18 protein-coding genes and 1 pseudogene are annotated in these 23,789 nt (G+C 66.0%); 7 read left to right on the top strand and 12 right to left on the bottom strand.

What is annotated here, in order from left to right; all coding sequences use genetic code 11:
• Positions 1–292, bottom strand: a pseudogene (locus tag U9J41_RS18080) (hypothetical protein); the annotation flags it as partial.
• On the opposite strand from U9J41_RS18080, the gene U9J41_RS29280 reads away from it, so the two are divergent.
• A complete protein-coding gene (locus U9J41_RS29280; protein ID WP_341850617.1) occupies positions 234–482 on the top strand; it encodes a P-loop NTPase family protein in 249 nt (82 codons plus the stop codon). The pseudogene U9J41_RS18080 and the gene U9J41_RS29280 sit on opposite strands and share 59 nt — an antisense overlap.
• A 219-nt stretch (positions 483–701) precedes the next feature.
• Here U9J41_RS29280 and folD read toward each other — a convergent pair whose 3' ends face one another.
• Entirely contained in the window at positions 702–1,559 is an 858-nt protein-coding gene (gene folD / locus U9J41_RS18075) for a bifunctional methylenetetrahydrofolate dehydrogenase/methenyltetrahydrofolate cyclohydrolase FolD (RefSeq protein ID WP_322403555.1), read from the bottom strand.
• A gap of 419 nt (positions 1,560–1,978) precedes the next feature.
• Between folD and aceE the strand changes: the two genes are divergently transcribed.
• From aceE to lpdA, 3 genes are all read left to right on the top strand, one after another.
• Positions 1,979–4,675, top strand: coding sequence for a pyruvate dehydrogenase (acetyl-transferring), homodimeric type (gene aceE / locus U9J41_RS18070; protein WP_322403554.1), 2,697 nt, complete (start codon positions 1,979–1,981; stop codon positions 4,673–4,675).
• A gap of 153 nt (positions 4,676–4,828) precedes the next feature.
• Positions 4,829–6,166, top strand: a complete 1,338-nt coding sequence (gene aceF / locus U9J41_RS18065; RefSeq protein WP_322403553.1) for a dihydrolipoyllysine-residue acetyltransferase — start codon at positions 4,829–4,831, stop codon at positions 6,164–6,166.
• Between the two features lie 9 nt (positions 6,167–6,175).
• Positions 6,176–7,984 carry a dihydrolipoyl dehydrogenase gene (gene lpdA, locus U9J41_RS18060; protein WP_322403552.1) on the top strand — a complete coding sequence of 603 codons (1,809 nt, stop codon included), beginning with the start codon at positions 6,176–6,178 and terminating at the stop codon, positions 7,982–7,984.
• Positions 7,985–8,052: 68 nt separating this feature from the next.
• Here the strand turns inward: lpdA and U9J41_RS18055 are convergent, their stop codons facing one another.
• The 4 genes from U9J41_RS18055 to U9J41_RS18040 form a co-directional block, all read right to left on the bottom strand.
• Positions 8,053–8,571, bottom strand: a complete 519-nt coding sequence (locus tag U9J41_RS18055) for a hypothetical protein (RefSeq protein WP_322403551.1) — start codon at positions 8,569–8,571, stop codon at positions 8,053–8,055.
• Positions 8,552–8,932: a CHAP domain-containing protein gene (locus U9J41_RS18050; RefSeq protein ID WP_322403550.1), complete on the bottom strand. Its 381-nt coding sequence runs from the start codon at positions 8,930–8,932 to the stop codon at positions 8,552–8,554. The genes U9J41_RS18055 and U9J41_RS18050 overlap by 20 nt, the downstream gene beginning before the upstream one ends.
• A gap of 12 nt (positions 8,933–8,944) precedes the next feature.
• Positions 8,945–9,439: an Hcp family type VI secretion system effector gene (locus U9J41_RS18045; RefSeq protein WP_322403549.1), complete on the bottom strand. Its 495-nt coding sequence runs from the start codon at positions 9,437–9,439 to the stop codon at positions 8,945–8,947.
• A gap of 133 nt (positions 9,440–9,572) precedes the next feature.
• The gene (locus tag U9J41_RS18040; RefSeq protein WP_322403548.1) at positions 9,573–9,779 is read right to left on the bottom strand and encodes a hypothetical protein; all 207 of its coding nucleotides are present in this window, start codon (positions 9,777–9,779) and stop codon (positions 9,573–9,575) included.
• On the opposite strand from U9J41_RS18040, the gene U9J41_RS18035 reads away from it, so the two are divergent.
• Both U9J41_RS18035 and U9J41_RS18030 read left to right on the top strand, forming a co-directional pair.
• Positions 9,778–10,656 carry an NAD(P)-dependent oxidoreductase gene (locus U9J41_RS18035; RefSeq protein ID WP_322403547.1) on the top strand — a complete coding sequence of 293 codons (879 nt, stop codon included), beginning with the start codon at positions 9,778–9,780 and terminating at the stop codon, positions 10,654–10,656. The two genes, U9J41_RS18040 and U9J41_RS18035, sit on opposite strands and share 2 nt — an antisense overlap.
• A gap of 84 nt (positions 10,657–10,740) precedes the next feature.
• Positions 10,741–12,063: a metal-dependent hydrolase family protein gene (locus tag U9J41_RS18030; protein ID WP_322403546.1), complete on the top strand. Its 1,323-nt coding sequence runs from the start codon at positions 10,741–10,743 to the stop codon at positions 12,061–12,063.
• Positions 12,064–12,156: 93 nt separating this feature from the next.
• On the opposite strand, the gene aqpZ is transcribed toward U9J41_RS18030, so the two are convergent.
• On the bottom strand, positions 12,157–12,885 hold the full coding sequence (gene aqpZ, locus U9J41_RS18025) for an aquaporin Z (RefSeq protein ID WP_322403545.1): 729 nt from the start codon (positions 12,883–12,885) through the stop codon (positions 12,157–12,159).
• 167 nt (positions 12,886–13,052) lie between these two features.
• On the opposite strand from aqpZ, the gene U9J41_RS18020 reads away from it, so the two are divergent.
• Positions 13,053–14,654 carry a DUF4139 domain-containing protein gene (locus tag U9J41_RS18020; protein ID WP_322403544.1) on the top strand — a complete coding sequence of 534 codons (1,602 nt, stop codon included), beginning with the start codon at positions 13,053–13,055 and terminating at the stop codon, positions 14,652–14,654.
• Between the two features lie 49 nt (positions 14,655–14,703).
• Here the strand turns inward: U9J41_RS18020 and U9J41_RS18015 are convergent, their stop codons facing one another.
• The 5 genes from U9J41_RS18015 to U9J41_RS17995 form a co-directional block, all read right to left on the bottom strand.
• Positions 14,704–18,243, bottom strand: a complete 3,540-nt coding sequence (locus U9J41_RS18015; RefSeq protein ID WP_322403543.1) for a pectinesterase family protein — start codon at positions 18,241–18,243, stop codon at positions 14,704–14,706.
• 20 nt (positions 18,244–18,263) lie between these two features.
• Positions 18,264–18,848 (bottom strand): PEP-CTERM sorting domain-containing protein, encoded by a 585-nt coding sequence (locus tag U9J41_RS18010; RefSeq protein ID WP_322403542.1) that lies wholly within the window; start codon positions 18,846–18,848, stop codon positions 18,264–18,266.
• A 522-nt stretch (positions 18,849–19,370) separates the two neighbouring features.
• Entirely contained in the window at positions 19,371–21,605 is a 2,235-nt protein-coding gene (locus tag U9J41_RS18005; RefSeq protein ID WP_322403541.1) for an NADP-dependent isocitrate dehydrogenase, read from the bottom strand.
• 247 nt (positions 21,606–21,852) lie between these two features.
• Complete coding sequence (locus U9J41_RS18000) at positions 21,853–22,638, bottom strand: LytR/AlgR family response regulator transcription factor (protein ID WP_425260670.1); 786 nt, start codon at positions 22,636–22,638, stop codon at positions 21,853–21,855.
• Positions 22,639–22,670: 32 nt separating this feature from the next.
• On the bottom strand, positions 22,671–23,780 hold the full coding sequence (locus tag U9J41_RS17995) for a sensor histidine kinase (protein ID WP_322403540.1): 1,110 nt from the start codon (positions 23,778–23,780) through the stop codon (positions 22,671–22,673).
• Positions 23,781–23,789 lie beyond the last annotated feature (9 nt).

Raw genomic sequence — 23,789 nt, 5'->3', positions numbered from 1 at the left:
GCGGCTCCCACGGCGTGATCTTTTCGATCTCCGCAAGAAAGCGGTCGCGCCGCGTCAGCTTCTTCTTGTTTGCGTATTCAAGGTCCGAGAAGCTCTTTTGCATGATCGACACGACAGCGTTGGATGGATTGAAATTATCGCAGATGGGCAGGCCTGTGGCACCTGCGGCGGATGAATTGATCAGCGGCTCCCTAGACTTGGGAAGCTGCTTGTTGGGTGGGCAAAAACAGCGAGTGTTCCTCGCGCGAACCTCGTATAAAAATCCTAAAATCCTCGTGCTCGATGAAGTCACGAGTCATCTCGACGTGTTCGACGAGTCCAAGGTAGACGTTGGGTTGCGTGAAATGAAGTTGACCGGGATTATGGTGCCCCCTCGCTCGGAACAATACTGGTCTGGCGGCCGGTCGTATCGTTGCAGTGGCCGACAGTCAGATTGTCGAATCCGGGTTCGAACTCGCGCCGGAAGCGAAATGGCGGAATAGGATCGAGTATGGGCTCCCTCGTCATCGGCCGCAAAACCGCGGCCCGTCGTTATCTGCACCGACCAACCGCTGCTTTCGGTGCGTACGCGGACGCCACTCTGCACGCCTGACGGGCGACGTCATTTCACCATCGCCATTGTTACGAGAGCAGCGTCATATCAACGAATTGCTTGACATGCGTCCTGTCGAGTGAACGACCGGAGGCGATCTGCGCGCAACTCAGTGTCGCCGACTGATCCGCTCCGCCGACTCCAGCGTATTCATCAGCAGCATCGTGATGGTCATCGGCCCCACGCCACCCGGCACCGGCGTGATGTGCGAGGCGACCGGCGCGACGCTGTCGAAATCGACGTCGCCGCACAGCTTGCCTTCGTCGTTGCGGTTGATGCCCACGTCGATCACGATGGCGCCCGGCTTGACCATATCGCCCGTCAGCGTGTTGCGGCGGCCGACGGCGGCGACCACGATGTCCGCCTGGCGCGTGTGGTAGCCCAGGTCTGGCGTACCGCTATGGCAGATGGTGACGGTGGCGTTCTGTTGCAAGAGCAGCAGCGCCATCGGCTTGCCGACCGTGTTGCTGCGGCCGATGACGACGGCGTGCTTGCCGCGCAGGTCGACGCCGGTCGTCTCGATCAGCTTCATGCAGCCGTACGGGGTGCACGGGCGGAAGCCTTCCAGGCCGGTCATCAGTTCGCCGGCCGACAGCACCGAGTAGCCGTCCACGTCCTTGCTGGTGGCGATGGCTTCGATGACTTTCGACGGGTCGATATGCCGCGGCAGGGGCATCTGCACGAGGATGCCGTGGATGGCGGGATCGGCGTTCAGCGCGGCGATGCGCTCGAGCAGGGCCTGCTCCGAGAAATCGGCCTCGTATCTTTCCAGTACCGAATGAAAGCCGACGTCGCCGCAGGCCTTGACCTTGTTGCGCACGTAGACGTGGCTGGCCGGGTCGTCGCCGACGATGATCACCGCCAGGCCGGGCTTGTGGCCGGCGGCGGTGAGCGCGGCGGTGCGGGCGGCGATGTCGGCGCGCAGTTGTTGGGAAAGTTTGACTCCGTCGATCAGTTGGGCGGGCATGGCAGGGGCTCGTGTGCTGGACAAAAACGAAATTATAAGCGCGGCGGGGGTATCGCGCGCCGCTTCGGCGTTTTCATTGTCATATTAGTGGACGTGCCTGTATAAGGCGGGATGCGCGTGACCACCGTCGCCCCCGCGCAGGCGGAGCCCAGGTGTAATGCGTTTCGACGGCGCATGCAAATTGGGTCCCCGCCTGTGCGGGGACGACGTTTTTGTGTTGTCACATACACAAAAGCAACAGCCGGCATACACCCTGCATGGACTTTATCCCACATTATGAAATCGAATATCATATTTTGAAAATTGCGTGCTCCACTGGTAGAATCGACAGGCTTTATTCAAGGGATAGTCTTTTCGCCACCAAACGTCCGTGACGAATTCAGGATCGGGTGGGGCACCACACTCAAGGAGACGTAGCAATGTCAGCTCAACTCGACCAGTTGACGGCACAAGCCGCCAACGACCCGGATACGCTCGAGACCAAGGAATGGCTCGACGCGCTTGAAGCGGTCATCGAATTCGAAGGTACCGATCGCGCGCACTACCTGCTGGAGCGCCTGGTCGATCTGGCGCGCCGCCGCGGCGCCCACGTTCCGTTCTCGAGCAACACCGCCTACGTGAACACGATTCCGGCCCACCTGGAAGCGCACTGCCCCGGCAACCTGGAATACGAAGAGCGCCTGCGCTCGTGGATGCGCTGGAACGCGATGGCGATGGTCGTCAAGGCCAACCGCTTCGACGGCGACCTCGGTGGCCACATCTCCTCGTTCGCTTCGCTGGCGAACATGCTGGGCATCGGCTTCAACCACTTCTGGCACGCCGAGACCGAAGACCACGGCGGCGACCTGCTGTACATCCAGGGCCACTCGTCGCCCGGTATCTACGCCCGCGCCTTCCTGGAAGGCCGCCTGTCCGAAGAGCAGCTGCTGAACTTCCGCCAGGAAGTCGACGGCAAGGGCCTGTCGTCGTACCCGCACCCGAAACTGATGCCGGACTTCTGGCAGTTCCCGACCGTGTCGATGGGCCTGGGCCCGATCATGGCGATCTACCAGGCGCGCTTCCTGAAGTACCTGGAAGCCCGCGGCATCGCCAAGACCGACAACCGCAAGGTCTGGGTCTTCTGCGGCGACGGCGAGATGGACGAGCCGGAATCGATGGGCGCGATCGGCATGGCCGCACGCGAAAAGCTCGACAACCTGGTCATGGTCGTCAACTGCAACCTGCAGCGCCTGGACGGCCCGGTGCGCGGCAACGGCAAGATCATCCAGGAACTGGAAGCGGACTTCCGCGGCGCCGGCTGGAACGTAGTCAAGGTCATCTGGGGCCCGGGCTGGGACGACCTGCTGGCCAAGGACAAGAACGGCATCCTGCAGCGCGTGATGATGGAAACCGTCGACGGCGAATACCAGAACTACAAGGCGAAAGACGGCGCGTACGTGCGCAAGCACTTCTTCGGCAAGCACCCCGAGCTGCTGAAGATGGTCGCGAACATGACCGACGACGACATCTGGCGCCTGACCCGCGGCGGCCACGACCCGCACAAGATCTACGCGGCCTTCAAGAACGCCCAGGAAAACAAGGGCACCCCGACCGTGCTGCTCGTGAAGACCGTCAAGGGCTTCGGCATGGGCAAGTCGGGCGAGGCGCGCAACACGGCGCACCAGACCAAGAAGCTGGACGACGAGGCGATCCGCGAAATGCGCGACCGTTTCGCCATCCCGATCCCGGACGACAAGCTGGCCGAGATCCCGTTCTTCAAGCCGTCCGACGACGCGCCTGAAATGAAATACCTGCACGAGCGCCGCAAAGCGCTGGGCGGCTACCTGCCGCAGCGCCGCCAGCAGGCCGACGAGAAGCTGCCGGTCCCGCCGCTGTCGACCTTCAAGGCCGTCACCGACCCGACCGCGGCCGGCCGCGAGATCTCGACGACGCAAGCCTATGTGCGTACGCTGACGACGCTGCTGAAGGACCAGAGCCTGGGCCAGCGCATCGTCCCGATCCTCGTCGACGAATCGCGCACGTTCGGCATGGAAGGCCTGTTCCGCCAGATCGGCATCTTCAACCAGGAAGGCCAGTTGTACGAGCCGGTCGACAAGGACCAGGTGATGTACTACCGCGAAGACAAGGCGGGCCAGATCCTGCAAGAGGGTATCAACGAGGCGGGCGGCATGTGCTCGTGGATCGCCGCGGCGACGTCGTACTCGACGAACAACCGCGTCATGATCCCGTTCTACACCTACTACTCGATGTTCGGCCTGCAGCGCGTGGGCGACCTGGCCTGGCTGGCGGGCGACATCCGCGCCCGCGGCTTCCTGATGGCCGGCACGGCCGGCCGCACGACGCTGAACGGCGAGGGCCTGCAGCACGAGGATGGCCATAGCCACATCTTCGCGGCGACCATCCCGACCTGCGTCCCGTACGACCCGACCTATGCGCACGAAGTGGCGGTGATCATCCAGAACGGCCTGCACCGCATGGTGGAGAAGCAGGAGGATGTGTTCTATTACATCACCATCATGAACGAGAACTACGAGCAGCCGGGCCTGAAGGAAGGCCAGGAAGAGGGCATCATCAAGGGCATGTACCTGCTGCAAGAGGGCGACAAATCGGCCAAGCAGCGCGTGCAGCTGATGGGCTCCGGCACGATCCTGCGCGAGTCCGTGTTCGCCGCCGAACTGCTGAAGAACGACTGGGGCGTCGCCGCCGACGTGTGGTCGTGCCCGTCGCTGACGCTGCTGGCCCGCGACGGCCAGGACGCCGAGCGCTGGAACCTTACGCATCCGCTTGAGGCGCCGCGCGTGCCGTACGTGACTCAGCTGCTGCAGGGTTCCGAAGGCCCGATCGTCGCGACGACCGACTACATGCGCCTGTTCGCCGAGCAGATCCGCGCCTACGTCCCGAGCGGCCGCACGTACAAGGTGCTGGGCACCGACGGCTTCGGCCGCTCGGACACCCGCGCCAAGCTGCGCGAGTTCTTCGAGGTGAACCGTCACTACATCACGGTCGCCGCGCTGAAATCGCTGGCCGAGGAAGGCAAGATCGACGCGAAGGTGGTGGCGGACGCGATCGCCAAGTACGGCATCGATCCGAACAAGCCGAATCCTGTGACCCAGTAATGCTCTGGCGCTGACGCGCTAAAGTACGTCGTCCCCGGACTGGCTGTCCGCCTGGCCGGGGACCCAATTTTCGGTGGTCCGCCACGAAACTGGGCCCCTGCCTTCGCAGGGGCGACGGATGAGCTAACGATAAGAATACGGAGCTAACACACTATGAGCATTGTGGAAGTCAAAGTCCCCGACATCGGTGACTTCAAGGAAGTCGAAATCATCGAGCTGATGGTCAAGCCCGGCGACACGATCAAGGTCGACCAGTCGCTGATCACGGTCGAATCGGACAAGGCCAGCATGGAGATCCCGTCCAGCCACGCCGGCGTCGTGAAGGAATTGAAGGTCAAGGTCGGCGACAAGGTCGCCGAAGGTTCGCTCGTGCTGCTGCTCGAGGAAGCCGCCGGTGCTGCCGCGCCCGCGGCCGACGCTGCCCCGGCCCCGGCCGCCGCAGCGCCGGCACCGGCTCCGGCCGCCGCACCGGCACCGGCACCGGCACCTGCGCCGGCACCGGCACCTGCCGCCGCACCGGCACCCGCGCCCGCCGCGGCACCGGCCGCCGCCGGTCCTGCCGCGAGCTTCTCCGCCGCCCACGCGTCGCCGTCCGTGCGCAAGTTCGCGCGCGAACTGGGCGTCGACCTGAACAAGGTGAAGGGTTCCGGTCCGAAGGGCCGCATCACCCAGCAGGACGTGCAGGGCTTCGTCAAGTCGGCGCTGGCCGCCGGCCCGACGGCCGCGCCGGCAGGTGCGGGCGGTGGCCTGAGCCTGCTGCCATGGCCGTCGCTGGACTTCTCCAAGTTCGGCGAGACCGAAGCCCAGCCGCTGTCGCGCATCAAGAAGATCTCCGGCCCGAACCTGCACCGCAACTGGGTCATGATCCCGCACGTGACGCAGTTCGAAGAAGCCGACGTGACCGACCTGGAAGCGCTGCGCGTCGATTCGAACGCGTCGTACGCCAAGGCCAAGTCGACGGTCAAGCTGACCATGCTGGCCTTCGTGATCAAGGCCTCCGTCGCCGCGCTGAAGAAGTTCCCGAACTTTAACGCCTCGCTCGACGAAGCCAACGGCCAGCTGATCCTCAAGAAGTACTACAACATCGGCTTCGCGGCCGACACGCCGAACGGCCTGGTCGTCCCGGTCATCAAGGACGCCGACAAGAAGTCCGTGTCGCAGATCGCCACCGAAATGGGCGAGCTGTCGGCGCAGGCGCGCGACGGCAAGCTGTCGCCCGCGAACATGCAGGGCGCGACCTTCACGATCTCCTCGCTGGGTGGCCTGGGCGGCACCGCGTTCACGCCGATCATCAACGCACCTGAAGTCGCGATCCTGGGCCTCTCGAAGTCCTCGATGAAGCCGGTGTGGGATGGCAAGGCCTTCCAGCCGCGCCTGATGCTGCCGCTGTCGCTGTCGTTCGATCACCGCGTGATCGACGGCGCCGCCGGCGCCCGCTTCACGACCTACCTGGCCGACGTCCTGGCCGACCTGCGCAAGACGCTGCTGTAAGGAGAGCCCATGAGCACCGTTGAAGTCAAAGTCCCGAATATCGGCGATTTCAAGGACGTCGAAATCATCGAACTGATGGTCAAGCCCGGCGACACCATCAAGGTCGACCAGTCGCTGGTCACTGTCGAATCGGACAAGGCCAGCATGGAGATCCCGTCGACCCATGCCGGCGTCGTGCAGGAACTGAAGGTCAAGGTCGGCGACAAGGTGAACGAAGGTTCGCTGCTGCTGACCGTGGACGACGCGGGCGCCGGCGCTGCCGCCGCACCGGCCGCCGCACCCGCGCCGGCCGCTGCCCCGGCAGCCCCCGCAGCCGCACCGGCGCCTGCCGCTGCGGCCGCACCGGCCGCCGCACCTGCACAGATTCCGAACGCAGCCAGCTACACCGGCGCCGTCGACATCGAATGCGAGATGATGGTGCTGGGCGCCGGCCCCGGTGGTTATTCCGCCGCGTTCCGCTCGGCCGACCTGGGCCTGAACACCGTCCTCGTCGAGAAGTACGCCACCCTGGGCGGCGTCTGCCTGAACGTGGGCTGCATCCCGTCCAAGGCGCTGCTGCACGTGGCGCACATCATGGACGAGACGGCGCACATGGCCGACCTCGGCGTGTCGTTCGCGAAGCCGGATGTCGACATCGACAAGCTGCGCGCCTACAAGGACAAGGTCATCAAGACGATGACGGGCGGCCTGGCCGGCATGGCCAAGGCGCGCAAGGTCAACGTAGTCCAAGGCGTGGGCAAGTTCCTGAGCCCGAACCACATCGAAGTCACCGCACCCGACGGCGGCAAGAAGGTCGTCGCGTTCCAGAAGGCGATCATCGCGGCCGGTTCGGCCGTCGTGAAGCTGCCGTTCGTGCCGGAAGATCCGCGCATCGTCGATTCGACCGGCGCGCTGGAACTGCGCCAGGTGCCGAAGCGCATGCTCGTCATCGGCGGCGGCATCATCGGCCTGGAAATGGCGACCGTGTACTCGACCCTGGGTGCGCGCATCGACGTCGTCGAGATGATGGATGGCCTGATGCAGGGCGCGGACCGCGAGGCCGTCAAGGTCTGGCAGAAGTTCAACGCGGCCCGCTTCGACAACATCATGTTGAAGACCAAGACCGTCGGCGTGGAAGCGCTGCCGGAAGGGATCAAGGTCACGTTCGAAGCCGCGGAAGCGGGCCAGCCGGCGCCGGAAGCACAGGTCTATGACCTCGTGCTGGTGGCCGTGGGCCGCAGCCCGAACGGCAAGAAGATCGGCGCCGAGAACGCGGGCGTCGCGGTCACCGACCGCGGCTTCATCCCGGTCGACGGCCAGATGCGCACGAACGTGCCGCACATCTTCGCCATCGGCGACCTGGTGGGCCAGCCGATGCTGGCGCACAAGGCCGTGCATGAAGCCCACGTCGCCGCGGAAGCCGCGCACGGCGAGAAGGCCTTCTTCGATGCGAAGGTGATCCCGTCGGTCGCGTACACCGATCCGGAAGTGGCATGGGTCGGCCTGACCGAAGACGAAGCGAAAGCCAAGGGCATCAAGGTCGAGAAGGGCCACTTCCCGTGGGCCGCGTCGGGCCGCGCCGTCGCCAACGGCCGCTCGGAAGGCTTCACGAAGCTGCTGTTCGACGCCGAGACCCACCGCATCGTGGGCGGCACGATCGTCGGCACGAACGCCGGCGACATGATCGGCGAAGTCGCGCTGGCCATCGAGATGGGCGCGGACGGCGTGGACATCGGCAAGACGATCCACCCGCACCCGACCCTGGGTGAATCGATCGGCATGGCGGCGGAAGCCTACGAAGGCGTCTGCACCGACCTGCCGCCGCCGCGCAAGCGCTGATTCAAGCGCTGCGTTGCAAAGAAGCCGGGACTGCGTGTCCCGGTTTTTTTTGCAGTGACGCCGGGCTGCTACGGAACCTGGCGGGACAATAGCTGTTTCAGGGACACCTTGTCCGGTCTCCTGTAGACGACATCCGTGATCTTCCAGGCGCCGCCCACCCGCGCCACGTCGAAATCGATCCGCGTTGTCTTGTCGTCGACCGGATCTTTGTAGACGACGGATACCCGTCCCGGCGACGTCGACGTTACGTCCAGGTCAGTCACCCGTGGATCCTGCGAGTCGAACAGGAGATCGAAGTCAAGATTGCAGATGCCCTTGGACTTCACCTGGCACGCGGCATCCCTGGTCAGCAAATCGGCCAGCGCGGGAGCGAAATATTTTTCGAAGGTTGCTTTGCCCTGGTGCGACAGGTCTTCGCCAAACAGGTCTGTCTGACTCGCGACCGCCTGCCATGCGAAATCCTTGTACAGCTTCGCGACGACGACGGCTTCGTTATTCGCTTTCGCGGCAAGGGCCGCGCCACCCGATCCGAATGCCAATGCGGCCGAGACGCTCAGGGCAAGACATTTAGCGGCGATAGACGACATAACTCGGCTTCTCCTTTTCATATGCAGATCCCGGCCAGAAGCCGTGTTGGACAAAATCCGATATCCAGTTCTTCCCATCGTAGCCGGCAATGTGGCCGGCCGGGTTGCCGTGCATGGTCGGTTGAATCACGACAATATCGCCTTGCTGAAATGGGAACTTGTCGGGACTATCGACCGAAATAGCGTGAAAGCCATTACTCAGTAGTGTAGGTCCGTACAGGTTGGCAGGCGTCGGATGGCCCTTCGTGTTCGCTCCCCCGGCTTCAAGAGCCAAGCGAACGAACTTTGCACAGTGCGACTGGCTGTGTTTGCCGGCGTGTTTGCGCAGGTAGGTCGCGAATTTGTCCGTGTCGAATGGCATGACGGGGCCCAGTCACGCTATTTTATTTGCGGCCAGATCCCAGCCACCGGCCGTGTTGCCACCGGTGCCGCCACCGATCTTCTGCTGCGTGTACTTCCATTTGATCTTGGAATATTTAAGGTTGACGATCTCGGAAAGAAACGATTCGTCGCCACCCAGATGCGGCTTCACCATTCCGATCAACACATTTTCCAGTTCGATTTCGAAATATTTGACCCGAGCGCCGTCGCCGTCGGCACGGAAAAATTCGAACTTCGCTTTAGGAATGGTCTTACCCATTGCGCACGTTTGAGCCAGAATGGGTGATGACAAGTCGGCCAGTTTGGTAAAAGAGACGTCATCCAGTTCGGCGCGTTCGGCGGTGTGGCCGCCCGCAGTCGACGACGTGGCGCTCCGCGGTTGGAAGACGCCCCAATGTACGCCCGTCACTTCGATCCAATCCTTGTGCTTGTCGTCTTGCGATTCACCTTTGATGCCGTCGATTTGCAGGTACACGTCGAATGCCATTGCGGTCTCCAGACAAGTCGGACTATTGATGGTGGCTGATTCAGCACGCTTTGGTCTCACCATTCATCTGGCGCCGACCGAGCGGTCAAATCGTGATTCTCACGTGCTCTATCGGCGAACAGATGAATGGCCGTCAAGTTGGCAAATGAGCCAAATCAATTGCGCAGGAAATTTGTCGTTGGTGCGGAGCTTTTAACGTCGCGAGCAGGTAGTAGGCGATGCCACATAGCAGGAGCTGGACGAAGTGCGCGGCGAAGGCGCCGACGATCACGACACGGGCGGCGCAGCGAACGTCGGCGATTGCTGGTCTAATACCTATTTGACCAAGGAGCCAATCCATGAGCATCGCATTCATCGGCCTGGGCGGCATGGGCCACCACATGGCCGCCAACCTGCTGAAATCCGGCCAGCCCGTGCACGTCTGGAACCGCAGCCCGGAACCCGTGCGCGCGCTGGCGGCGCTGGGCGCGAAGCCGGCCGCGACGCCCGCCGAATGCGGCATCGCCGGCGTCGTCTTCACCATGCTCTCCGACGACGCCGCCACGCGCGCCGTGCTGCTGGACGGCGGCGTGCTGGCCGCGATGGCGCCCGGCAGCATCCACGTCAACATGGCGACCGTCTCCGTCGCGTTCGCGCGCGAGATGGCGGCGCTGCACGTCGAACGCGGCATTGGTTACGTGGCGGCGCCCGTGCTGGGCCGCGTCGACGTGGCGCAAGCGGGCAAGCTGAATATCCTGGCCGGCGGCAGCGACGAATTGATCGCGCGCGTGCAGCCGCTGTTCGACCTGATGGGACAAAAGACGTGGCGCTTCGGCGGCGAGCCGGAACAGGCGAACGCCGTCAAGCTCGCGTGCAACCTGATGCTCGCGTGCGCGATCGAGGCGACGGGAGAAGGCGCCGCGCTCGCCCGCGCGCACGGCGTGCCGGCCGCGGATTTCATCGACCTGGTCACGAGCACGCTGTTCGCCGGCTCGCCCGTCTACAAGGGTTATGGCGGGATGATCGCCGCGGAGCGCTATTCCCCGGCCGGCTTCAAATTGTCACTGGGCCTGAAGGACGTGCGGCTCGCAGTGGAGGCGGGGCAGGACAAGGCCTTGCCGCTGGCGTTCGGCGCGACCTTGAAGGCGACCTTGCAGGACGCGGTGGCGCAGGGCGATGGCGACCTCGATCTGGCGGCGCTGGGCAAGCACGCGGCAAGGCAGGGCGGGTTGGGCTGATGCCGCACCGCCGCACGGGAAAACGTTGTTCATAAAAATATCCGGGCGTACCATCGGCGCTTTTCCACCGATGGGCTGCCGCCAATGACAACACGACTCCGCATCCTCACCGCTTCCCTGGCCCTGCTGGCCGCCAATGCCTGTGCGGCCGACGCCGCGCCGATGACGCCGCACACGGTCGTGCTGCGTGCCGCGCGCATGTTCGACGGCGCCAGCGGCAAGCTGGTCGAGCATCCGCAACTGACCATCGTCGGCAACAAGATCGTGCGCGTCGCGCAAGCCGATCGAGCCGACGTGCCGGCCGGCGCCGACGTCATCGACCTGGGCGATGCGACGCTGCTGCCGGGCTTCATCGACGCGCACGTGCACCTGTCCGGCCAGTCGAGCGACAACTGGTACGGCGACTTCTTCGACAACATGATGCGCTTCCCGGCCGAGCAGGCGCTGTACGGCGCCTATTACGCCCGCATCACGCTGGAGGCGGGCTTCACGTCCGTGCGCGACGTCGGCTCGACCGACTGGATCGCGCTCGGCCTGCGCAACGCCATCGACGCGGGCAAGGTGCCGGGGCCGCGCATGCTGGTGTCGAATTATGCGATCGGCTCGACGGGCGGCCATGCCGACCAGGACCCGATCCCGCCGCAGAAGCTTGCGCCGGCGGGGCCGCTGCAGGGCGTGTGCAACGGACCGGATGAGTGCCGCGCCGCGGTGCGTTACCAGATCAAGTATGGCGCCAACGTCATCAAGTTCATGCCGTCGGGCGGCGTGCTGTCGTTGTCCGATCCCGTCGACGCGCCGGAGCTGACCCAGGACGAAATGAACGCCGTGGTCGGCGAGGCGCACGCGTGGGGCCGCAAGGTCGCGGCGCATGCGCATGGCGACAAGGCCGCGAAGATGGCGGTGGCGGCCGGCGTCGATTCGATCGAGCACGGCAGCTTTCTCGAGGACGACACGCTGCGCATGATGAAGGCGAAGGGTGTGTATCTCGTGCCGACGATTTCCGCCGTCGCGCACGTCGAGGAAAAGATCGCCACGTTCCCGCCCGTGATCGCGGAGAAGGGCCGCGCCGCCGCCGCGCATGTGCGCCAGACGTTCCGCCACGCCGTGCAGATCGGCGTGCCGATCGCGCTCGGGACCGACGCCGGCGTCGGCGCCCACGGCACCAATGCGCGCGAGTTCCGCTACATGGTCGACAACGGCATGGCGCCCGCGCAGGCGCTGTTGGCCGGCACCGCCAACGCGGCGCGCCTGCTGGGCACCATCGATCGCGTCGGCACGCTGGAGGCGGGCAAGCTGGCGGACGTCGTCGCCGTCCCGGGCAATCCCGTCGCCGACATCACGGTCACCGAGCGGCCGGTGTTCGTGATGAAGGACGGCGTCGTCGTGCGGCGCGGCGCCGTCCGCTGAACGGCGCTACGCGTCAAATCTATTGACGGGCCGGACGGCGTTCCAGGTCGCAGGGTGGGCACCCCGTGCCCACGCGACGATACGCGCCGTAATTTATTGACGGGTCGGACGTCCCGCCACGTCCGGCTCGGCCTCGTCGCGTTCCAGCACGATGCGGTACACGACCCCGCCCAGTGCGCCGCCCACCAGCGGGGCGAGCCAGAACAGCCACAACTGCGCGAGCGCCCAGCCGCCGACGAACAGCGCCTGGCCCGTGCTGCGAGCCGGATTGACGGACGTGTTGGTGACGGGGATGCTGATCAGGTGGATGAGCGTCAGCGCCAGCCCGATCGCGAGACCGGCGAAGCCGACCGGCGCGCGCGTATGCGTCGCGCCGAGGATGATCAGCACGAACATGAACGTCATGACCAGCTCCGTGACGAGGGCTGCGCCGAGCGAGTAGCCGCCCGGCGAATGCTCGCCGTAGCCGTTGGCGGCGAAGCCCCCGGCCAGGTCGAAGCCGGGTTTGCCGCTCGCGATCATGTACAGGACGGCCGCCGCCGCGATCGCGCCGCAGACCTGCACGACGACATACGGGACGATGTGCCGCGCGGGGAAGCGGCCGCCGGCCCAGAGGCCGACCGTGACGGCCGGGTTGAAATGGCCGCCCGAGACGGGGCCGAAGGCATAGGCGCCCGTGAGCACGGTCAGGCCGAAGGCGAGCGAGACGCCCGCGAGGCCGATGCCGACATCGCCGAACTTGGCGGCCAGCACGGCGCTGCCGCAGCCGCCCAGCACGAGCCAGAACGTGCCGAGGAATTCGGCAAAACATTTACGAAACATGGTGTGATCTCCAAGAGAGTAGAGGCTGGGTCATTGCGCGACTTGCCGCAAAAGAAATTGTACAACAACAACGTTGTCAGAAGATGATGGTTGACATCGTTACATTTTGCGGCTTTTCCGGAGGCGCCATTTGATAAGCTCGGCGGGTTCAACCCCGAAAGGACATCATGGCATTCAGGCAGAGAGGAATGGTCGCCGGCGCGGCGTTCGCCGCCGCGGCGTTCGCCGCCGCGGCGTCCGCGGCGGCCGCGGAAGCACCGATCCAGAGCGTGACCCTGTATCCCGGCAGCGCCACCGTGGAGCGCGTCGTGCAGGTCGCACCCGGCGCGACGCAGGTCGAGATCACCGGGCTGCTGGCGAACTTCGACAAGGACACCGTGCGGCTGCACGCCGACGCCGGCATCCAGCTGGGGCAGGTCGTCACGCGCGACCAGGGCCGCGTCGACAGTCCGAGTGCGCGCGAGGCGGACCTCGACGCGAAGGTGCAGGCATTGCAGGACCAGGTCGCGGCGATCGATGCGGACATCAAGTCGGCCCAGATCGTGCAGGGTTATCTCGAGCGGCTGGGCGCGGGCGGCGACAAGGCCGCGCCGGTCGATGCGAAAAACCTCACCGGCACGCTCGATGCCATCCGCAAGGGCGCCTTCGACGCGCTGGAGCGCGTGCGCAACGACGACGCCAGGAAGCGGCAGCTGACGAAGCAGCTCGACGTCCTCAAGCGCGACCTCGCCAAGGCCCAGGCCAGCACGCGCGAGAGCCGGACGATCACGGTGCAGGTGGCGGCACGGCAGGGCGGCAAGCTGCTGCTGTCCTACCAGGTCGACCGCGCGGGCTGGAAGCCGACGTACCGGGCCGCGCTCGATTCGAACGCGGCCACCATCGACCTGGAGCGGCTGGCGACGATTTCGCAAAAGACGGGCGAGGACTGGAGCAACGTCCGGCTGCGCCTGTCGACCGGGCAGCCGAACCTGATCGTGTACGCGCCCGATCCGTCGCCGTGGCTGTTGAATTATCAGCCGCCGGTCGACCATATCGTCGCCGGCGCGACGGCCATGTTCCGCGCGATGCCCGCGCCCGCGGCCGCGCCGCCGCCGCCGCCGGATGTCGCGCAGGACGATTACATTGCGCCGATCCTGGAAACACAGGGGACCTTCACGACCGAGTTCGAGGTGCCGGCCCGCGTCACGCTGGCGTCGGATGGCCGCGAGATCGCCGTCGGCCTGTCGCGGCAGACGCTGAAGGCGGAGCAGCGCGTCCTCATCGCGCCGCGCAGCGGCAACGAGGCGGCGGTCGTGACGGCGCGGGCGCCGCGGCCGGACGGCGTCTGGCTGCCCGGCCAGGTCCAGCTGCAGCGCGACGGGTCGTATGTCGGCGCGCAGCATTGGGATCCGCAGGCGGGCGACCGCCTGCAGTTCGCGTTCGGGCGCGATCCGCTCGTGCGCGTGAGCGTCGAACACCGCAGCCGCAAGTCGGGCGAGGTGGGCTTCTTCAACGGCGCCAACCAGCGCCGCATCGCCGACACGTACGTCGTCACGAGCACCCACCGCCAACCCGTCGACGTGCTGGTGCTCGAACCGACGCCCATCAGCGAATCGGACAAGGTGACCGTCAAGACGGCGCTGCGTCCGGAGCCGGACGTGCGCGACTGGGAACACCGGCGCGGGCTGGTCGGCTGGTCGCGGACCCTGAAGCCGAACGAGACCGCGCGCTTCGACGTCGACTACGTCATCGACTATCCGAAGGACGGGGTCGTGCAGGGCTTGCCATAAGCCGGACAACCCCCGGGACAGCCCCCGGCCGCGTGCCGGGGGCCACGGATCACGGCTGCGGATTCCACCCCGCGCCGCCGCCATACGCCGCGAACACCTTGTCGCGCGTCGCGAAGCGGTTCGCCACATCGGCGTCCGACAGCACGTAGCCGCCCACGCGCGTGCCCAGGTCGAGCGGCGCGCCGGCCAGGGTCGTGCTGCCGTATTCGCGCCAGCCCGCGTCCGCACTGGCCACGGCCGGATTCGGCGCCGGTTGCCCGTTCACGCCCTGGCCCGCCCAACCGACGGGGGCCACGTGCGCATCCATGCGGCAGTTGATGAAGGCGATGTTGTCCCACGTCGCCGTGCCGCCGGGGCTGCGCGCGAGATAGGTCGAACCGGCCGGCACGTCGCCGTGGTTCGGACCCGGACCCGCGCCATGCGTCAGTGCGCTGTTCAGGAAGACGTAGCCGATGTCGGTCGCCACCGGCACGCGCGCCTGCAGCACGTAGCCGCCGCTGGAGGCATTGGCGCTGTCGCCCAGGCTGCGGATCTCGCTGTTCTCGAACAGGGCCGCATGGCTGCCGCCCCAGATGAAGTCGACGTTGCCCGCCACGAGCGCATCGTAGAACCACGCCCAGCCTTTCAGGTTCAGCGTGTCCTGCTCGCTCAAGAAGTTCGCGTGCTTCGCGACGAGGCGCGTGTCGCTGTTGAAGTACAGCGTCTCCGCCTGGCCCGAGATGGCGGCCGAGCGGATGGTCGTGTTGTCGATGGTCAGCGTGTCGAGCACCAGCATGTCCGCGTTCTCGACCAGCATGACGGCGCGTCCGCCGGCCGGGGAGCCCGCGACCGTCGACGACTGGCTCGAGCCGGTGCCGGTGTTCAGCGTGTCGTTGTTCGTGTAGCGGACCACGACGCCGTCGCGGCTTTCTCCCTTGATCGTGACGTTGTCCTTGCCGTTCAGGTACAGCAGCTCGTCGTAGGTGCCGTTCCTGACGTTGATCGTCACGGGCGCCGTCTTCGCGAAGTTCTGCATCGCGTAGTTCAGCGCGCCCTGCACGGTGCGGAAGTCGGCGGGGCCGTCGTCGTCGACCGTGACGGTGGAAGCAAGCGGCGCCGCCGGCTTGGTCGTGAACGACCAGCCACCGAGCTTGCCGATGCCGACGAACGGCAGGCCGCCCAGCGTCGTGTTCGTGAACACGCCGTCCGCGATGGCGACGTAGTAGTCGGTGCCGTAGGCCAGCTTGCCCACGTGCGGGGCGATGTTCACCGTATTGCCGGCGATGCGGATCGGCGCTGTGTTCACGCGCCGCACGAGGCTCTGGCCCGGATAGCCGAGGGCATCCGTCTCGCCGCTCGTGCGGATCACGTCGACCAGCGCGTCGTCGGCCTTGCGGAAGATGCGGATGCTGCCGGTCGTGCCCAGCGTGGGCGGCGTGTCGAAGGTCAGTGTCAGGACCGTGTCGACGTTGACCGCGTCCGCCTGCGCGGCCGGGCTGCTCACGCCCTGCAGCGCATAGGTCTGCGTCGGCTGGATGAATTGCGGGGCGATGGTCGCGGCGATCGTGCGCGTGAGGCCCGGCTCCGAACCGCTCGTGAAGACGATGCTGGCCGTGCCCGCGGACAGCGGCGTGAGCGTGACGGCGTTGCCGCTCGTGGTGGCGCCGACGACGGCCGGATTGCTGGACGCGACCGTGAAGCTGTCCGCCGTGCCGTCCGCCGTGACGGCCGTGACGGCGATCTGGCGCGGCGCGTCGCCCGCTTCGGCCGTGTAGGTGGTGGCGGCCGGATCGAGCGTCAGCTGCACTGGCTTCTGGCGCGGATCGCCCACGCGCACGTCGTCGATCTGGAACGATTTGTTCGACGTGTACAGGCCGATCAGCCCACGCTGCGCGAACGAGGCGTCGGTGATGGAACCGAGGTTCTTGCCGTCCAGGTAGACCGTGAGCGTGGTGCCGATCATTTCGAAGCGGACCGTGTAGAACTGGGCGTCCATCGCGATCGGCGTCCTCGCCTGTTTCGGGCGGCTCAGTGACCCGTTCAGCATGCGCGCGATCTCGACCTGGGTGCTCGTCGTGCTGTTCTGGACGTTCAGGCCCGCGCCATACCAGTTGCCCGCGTCAACGTAGCGCGCGACGAGGTACAGCAGCTTGCTGCCCGTGGTGCCATTGGCCATCGGGCGGATGCGCGCCTCGACGTAGTAGTCGGCGGACGGCACGCCCGTAAAGGCGTCCGGCTTCACGAGCGCGAGCACGCCGCCCGTCGACGCGGCCGTGTACTGCAGCACCTTGCTGGCGCTGCCGGCCGTTTCATCGGTCACGCCGAACGTGCCGTTCGGGCCGGAGACGGGCAGCAGGTTCCACCGGGCCGTGGTCCCGTCCTGGAAATCGTCGCAGAAGTACAGGCCGGTGGCGGGGCAGTTCAGCGTGGGTCCGGTGTCGATGGTGGTCTTGCCCGTGCCGGTGATCGCGGTCGCCAGCTTGCCGCCGCCGGCCTGCGCCAGCGCGTTCGCTTTCACGAGGGCGGCGGGGCGGGGCGTGAAGCCGTACGGCGGCGTCCACGTCGTCGCGTTCGAAACCGCGCACGCGCCCAGCGCCGCGCCGTTCAGCAGCGAGCCGGTGTCCTTGAACGTGCCGGCGACGGCATCGCCCGGATTCTTGACCACGCTGTCGCAGCCGCTCGCGCCGGCGATCTCGAACACGTTCGCGTTCGACAGGATCTTCGCGTTCGCGCCGGGACCCACGCTGTAGCTGTTCTTGTACACGTCGGCCGTCTTGCTGCCCGTGTAGTAGTTGTTGAAGAGGTGGACCTGGCCGAAGCGCACACGCGGCGCGCGCGACTGGATCGCGCGGAACACGTTGTTGCTGAAGGTGACGCGCAGCTTGCCTTCGTCCGCGGTGGCGGTGGGGCTGGAGCCGATCAGGTTGTTCTTGTCGTGTTCACCGAACACGTTGTACGACACCGTCACGTAGTCGGATGCGTTGGTGATGTCGACGGCGCCGTCGTGGCATTGCTTCACGTGGCCGTTCTCGATCGGCAGGAAGTTGTCGGTGACGGGGGCGTCGGTGAACGAGTTGTGGTCGATCCAGATGTGGTCCGAACCGGAGATGCCGATGGCGTCATAGGCCGCGTTCCAGTTGCCGGTCGCGCCGTCCGTCGGGTCGAATATGGGTTCGACGTCGCACGGGTTCTGGATCTTGAGGTTGCGGATGATGACCTGGCTGACGTTCGACAGGATGATGTGGCCGTTGACGAAGCCGGCATTGGCGCCGTCGCCGATCAGCGTCGTATTGTTCTTGAGGCGGATGGCGCCGCGCGCCGACTGGTCGGCGGTGCTCGTGTACGGCTTCCCTTCGGTCATGTCGACGATGCCGGACAGCTTGATGATCTTCGGCGTCGTGCCGCCGTTGGCGATCGCGGCCAGCAGCTGGGCGCGATTGGTGACGGTGTAGATCTGGTCGGTGGTGGCGTTGGCGCCGGCGAGGGTGCCGCCGCCCTGGCTCGCCCAGCCGTCGAGCGGGGCGGTGGCGCGGGCGGGGTCGGTGGCGGCGTTCGCGGTGACGCAAAGCGCGGCCAGTGCCAGCGCAGCCTTGATGCGTGCGTATTTCATGAAGGTCTCCTGGCGGTGGCTTACGCGCGGCGGGCGCGCTTGCGGCTGATCGCGAGACCGGCGGCGCCGGCCAGCAGCAGGGCGGGGACGGCCGGTTCGGGCACGCTCGTGCCCGCATCCGCGGCGCCGATCTGCGTCGTGATCGACGCGAAGTCGCCATGCCACGCGAGTCCGCCCAGGTCGAGGCCGATGGTGTGGCCGTCGATGACGGACAGGCCCGGCACGCCGTCCGCCTGGCTGCCGTCCAGCAGCGTGAAGCTCGCGATGGCGGCGGGCAGGGTCGCGCCGAAGTCGAAGGTCAGCTTGTAGTCGCCGGTGGGGACCGGCATGTTTTCATAGATGGTGAGCTTGCCGTCCGTGGCGAAATCGAAGCCGAACAGGAAGTCGGCGGTGAGGAACTCGACGCCGCTGTCGGTCGGGTCGAGCGTGCTCGTGTTGCTGCCGGGTTCCTGGGCGAACAGGTGGTCGAGTCCGAGGACGTCGGCCGCGCTGCCGTTGTAGGTGGCGGTGATGGTGGCGTCGTGCAGGGAAAGCGGTGCTGCGTGTACCTGGCCGGCAGCGAGGGCTGCGACGACGAGGGTCTCCAAGATTGTAGTCGTTTTCATTGTTATTCCCGAATAGAGCCGCTGCCGTGCCTGGCCGGAGACGGACGCGAAGGCGCCCGGCCGGCCGGACCGGTGTGCGTGCGATGCTGAAACAGGGAAGTCGGCCGATGCCGGCGGACCTTGGTGCGTTGCTGCGGTGCTGCGTTCCGCGTGATCGTGGCGGCCGGCTCGTGGCTGGACGTGTCGAGGATGGCGGGACGGCGAGGATGTCGCTGCCTGGACCGGTTACTCGGCGGCCAGGTCGGGGAATGTTAGCACGAGGATACGATAATTGGTCGGGCCAATTGAATCGAGTTGCAAATATATTTGGGCCGGAATGGGAATTGGTTTGACCAATTTTGGCCGGGAGGAGGTGGGCACGTTTCATTTGAGGCCCCCGGCCTCAACTGCCCGCCCTACGTATCATCGAACAGTGCCGTAGGGTGGGCACCCCGTGCCCACCATTGCGTCACGCCAAAACAAAACCCCGGCCCGCTTGACGCGGACCGGGGTTTTTATCGGACGACCGGCAGTATCGGACTATCAGCCGCCGACACTCTCCAGCGCCTTGTTGAAGGTCGCGCTCGGACGCATCACGGCCTTGACCTTGGCATTGTCCGGCTTGTAGTAGCCGCCGATGTCGACCGGCTTGCCCTGGATTTCCAGCAGTTCCGCGACGATCTTCTGCTCGTCGGCGGCCAGTTGCTTGGCGAGCGGCGCGAAGTAGGCGGCCAGTTCGGCGTCCTCGGTCTGCGCGGCCAGTTCCTGGGCCCAGAACATCGACAGGTAGAACTGGCTGCCGCGGTTGTCGAGTTCACCGGTCTTCGGCGACGGCGACTTGCGGTTGTCCAGCAGCTTGCCGGTGGCGGCGTCCAGCGTCTTGGCCAGCAGCTTGGCTTTCGCGTTGCCGGTCTTGAGGCCGAGGTCTTCCAGGCTCACGGCCAGCGCGAGGAATTCGCCCAGCGAGTCCCAGCGCAGGTGGTTTTCCTCGGTCAGCTGCTGCACGTGTTTCGGTGCCGAACCGCCGGCGCCCGTCTCGTACATGCCGCCGCCGGCCATCAGCGGGACGATCGACAGCATCTTCGCGCTGGTGCCCAGTTCCAGGATCGGGAACAGGTCGGTCAGGTAGTCGCGCAGGATGTTGCCGGTCACCGAGATGGTGTCCAGGCCGCGGAACGCGCGCTCCAGCGTGAAGCGCATCGCGCGCACCTGCGACATGATCTGGATGTCCAGGCCTTCCGTGTCGTGATCCTTCAGGTAGGTCTTGACCTTCTTGATCAGTTCATTCTCGTGCGGACGGTACGGGTCGAGCCAGAACACGGCCGGCATGCCGGAGTTGCGGGCGCGCGTGACGGCCAGCTTGACCCAGTCGCGGATCGGCGCGTCCTTCACCTGGCACATGCGCCAGATGTCGCCCTTCTCGACGTTCTGCGACAGCAGCACTTCGCCCGTCGCCAGGTCGGTGATGTTGGCGACGCCGTCTTCCTGCACTTCGAAGGTCTTGTCGTGCGAGCCGTATTCCTCGGCCTGCTGGGCCATCAGGCCGACGTTCGGGACGGTGCCCATCGTGCGCGGGTCGAAGGCGCCGTGCCATTTGCAGAAGTTGATGATCTCCTGGTAGATGCGGGCGAAGGTCGATTCCGGGATCACGGCCTTGACTTCCTTCAGGCGGCCGTCGGCGCCGTACATCTTGCCGCCGGCGCGGATCATCGCCGGCATCGACGCGTCGACGATCACGTCGTTCGGCGAGTGGAAGTTGGTGATGCCCTTGGCCGAGTCGACCATCGCCAGCGCCGGGCGGTGTTCCTGGCAGGCGTGGATGTCGCGGATGATTTCTTCGCGCTGCGAATCCGGCAGCTTGGCGATCTTGTTGTACAGGTCGGCCATGCCGTTGTTGACGTTCACGCCGAGGCTGTCCAGCAGGGCGCCGTGCTTCTCGAACGCCTCCTTGTAGAAGGTGCGGACGCAGTGGCCGAACACGATCGGGTGCGAGACCTTCATCATCGTCGCCTTCACGTGCAGCGAGAACATCACGCCGGTCTTGTGCGCGTCTTCGATCTGCTGTTCGTAGAACTCGAGCAGGGCCTTGCGGCTCATGAACATCGAGTCGATGATCTCGCCGTCCAGCAGCGCGACCTTCGGCTTCAGCACGATGGTCTGGCCGCTCTTCGTGACCAGCTCCATCTTGACGTCGCGCGCGCGGTCCAGTGTCATCGACTTTTCGCCGTGGTAGAAGTCGCCGTGCGTCATGTGCGACACGTGCGTGCGCGACGCCTGCGACCATTCGCCCATCGAGTGCGGGTTCTTGCGGGCGTATTCCTTGACGGCGCGCGGCGCGCGGCGGTCCGAGTTACCTTCGCGCAGGACCGGGTTCACGGACGAGCCGATGCACTTGCCGTAGCGGGCCTTGATCTCTTTTTCTTCGTCCGTCTTCGGATCGGCCGGGTAGTCGGGCAGGTTGTAGCCCTTGCCCTGCAGTTCCTTGATGGCTGCCTGCAGCTGGCCCACCGACGCCGAGATGTTCGGCAGCTTGATGATGTTGGCTTCCGGCTGCAGCGTCTTCTTGCCGAGTTCCGACAACGTATCCGGCACGCGCTGGTCCGCCGGCAGGCGGTCGGCGAACACGGCGAGGATACGCGCCGCGACGGAGATGTCGCTTTCTTCGATGCGGATGCCGGCGGGTTTGGCAAACGTCTCGACGACGGGCAGGAAGGCGTGGGTGGCCAGCAGGGGCGCCTCGTCGGTTAGGGTGTAGATGATGGTCTGATCACTGCTCATACGCTGGTTCCTCGATGTGCGGGAGGGTTTGGAATACTATTTCTAAAAAATCATCGGCTGTCGATCGAGGATCATACTCCGTCAAACGTCGATCCGGCGGCCACGAACGTTGCATCTTTCCGTGCAGCTAAGTCTTATATAAGACATAGGACAGGCGCTATTATGCACGACCTTTTCGTAAAGGCGAAGCAGATCGTGAAAGGCCTTTTCGCAATGCGGAATCTAGGCGGAGGCGCGACAACCGTGGCTACATCTGGCGGAACAGGTCGGCGTAATTGCGGCTGACGACGAGCTGCTCGTCGCGCCCCTTCAGCCTCACGAGCAGGCGGCCGCGGAAGTCCGTGCGCGTGCCGGCCACGTGGCGCGCGGCCACGATGGCGCCGCGGTGGATCTGCCAGAACTGCTGCCGGTCGAGCTGTTCGCGCAGCTGGCGCAGCGGCGTGCGGATCAGGTGCTCGCCGTCGGCCACGAACACGCTCGTGTACTTGTCGTTGCTCTGGAAATAGATCACTTCATCGATGGCGATCAGCCGCGTCTCCTGGCCTTGCGCGGCCCGGATCCATTGCAGCGGTGCCGCCGGCGCGGGCGCCGGCGCGGCCGGCGTCGGGGTCACGCCGAGCTGGCGCAGCAGGCCTGCCAGCACGTCGGCGGACGGCGCCGCCGCGGGCGCCGCCAGCGTCTCCTTGAGGCGCTCGACCGTGCGTTGCAGGCGTTCGAGGCGGATGGGTTTCAGCAGGTAGTCGAAGGCGGCGTGCTCGAACGCCTGCAGCGCGTAGGCCTCGTGCGCCGTCGTGAACACGACGCGCGGCGCCCGCTCGTCGTCGACCAGGCGGGCAGCGAGGTCGAGGCCGTTCAGGCCGGGCATCTGGATGTCGAGGAACAGGACGTCGGGCGCCAGCTCGTCGACGAGGCGCAGCGCTTCGATGCCGTTGCCGGCGCGTCCGACGATGCGCAGTTCCGGCCAGGCGATTGCGAGTTGCTCTTCGAGGTAGGCCAGCAGGCGCGGTTCGTCGTCGGCAAGCAGGGCACGGATGGGATCGATGGCGGCACCTCGGTCAGCGTTGTTTATAAGGGCAGGATCAGACGCGAAGTCACGCCTCCGTCTTGGTTTTCAAGCAATTGTACTTGAGCATTATCGGCGTGCAAGACGCGCAGCCGCTCGCGCAGATTCGACAGGCCCACGCCGCCGCCCGGGCGCGGTGCCGTCGCCGACAGGCCCGCCCCGTCGTCGGCCACTTCCACGCACAGGCCGGCGTCGCGCCGGCACGCGCGCACGACGATCGTGCCGCCTTCCACCTTGGGTTCGATGCCGTGCATCACGGCGTTTTCCACGAGCGGCTGGACCAGCATGGGCGGGATGACGGCGTCGCGGCAGGACGCGTCGACGTCGATGCGGTAGCGCAGGCGCGCGCCCATGCGCACCGTCAGCAGGTCCAGGTAAGCGCGGGCGAGGTCGATCTCGGCGCCCAGCGTGGCGTGTTCGGCGCGGCTGGCCGACAGGCTCGCCCGTAGAAAATCGATCAGGCGCTCCAGCATGTGGCGCGCGCGCGCCGGGTCCGAACCGATCAGGCTGACGACGTTGGCCAGCGTGTTGTACAGGAAGTGCGGCTCGATCTGGGCCTGCAGCGTGCGCAGCTTTGCTTCGGCCAGCAGGCGCGCCGCCTCGGCGATCTGCTCCTGCTGGCGCGCGGCCTCGATCTCACGCGCGACGCGGCGCTCGCCGGACGCCAGCACGGCCGCCATCAGCAGCGCGACGACGACGGCGCCCGGCAGGTAGCGCGCCAGCGCGCCCGTGTGCAGCAACTCGTCGAAGACGCTGCGGCCGCCCAGCACGGCGTTCGTGACGGCCATGCCGAGCAGGGCGCAGCACGCGGTCAGCAGCAGCTTGGCGCTGCGCATCGCGCGGCTGTCCCGCCCCGGCGCGACGCCGCGCAGCAGCCGCACCACGCCATGGATGAGGAAGCCGATGACGTTCGACGCCAGCAGCATCTCCGCCACCAGCGTGCCGAACGGCATGGCGCTGCCGAACAGCACGGCGGCGCAGGCCAGCGCGATGCCGACGAGCCCGTTCCACACGAACGTGTAGACGAGGTTGCGTAGCGGTGACGGAGGCCAGCGCCGGAACGGGGCGAACGTTTCCAGCGGGTGCATCGAAGGGGTGGCGGATGTCGGCATGTCGTCCTT

Source organism: Massilia luteola (assembly GCF_034420155.1).
Classification (GTDB): Bacteria; Pseudomonadota; Gammaproteobacteria; order Burkholderiales; family Burkholderiaceae_D; genus Telluria; species Telluria luteola.
This window is presented reverse-complemented; position numbering and strand designations above follow the sequence as displayed.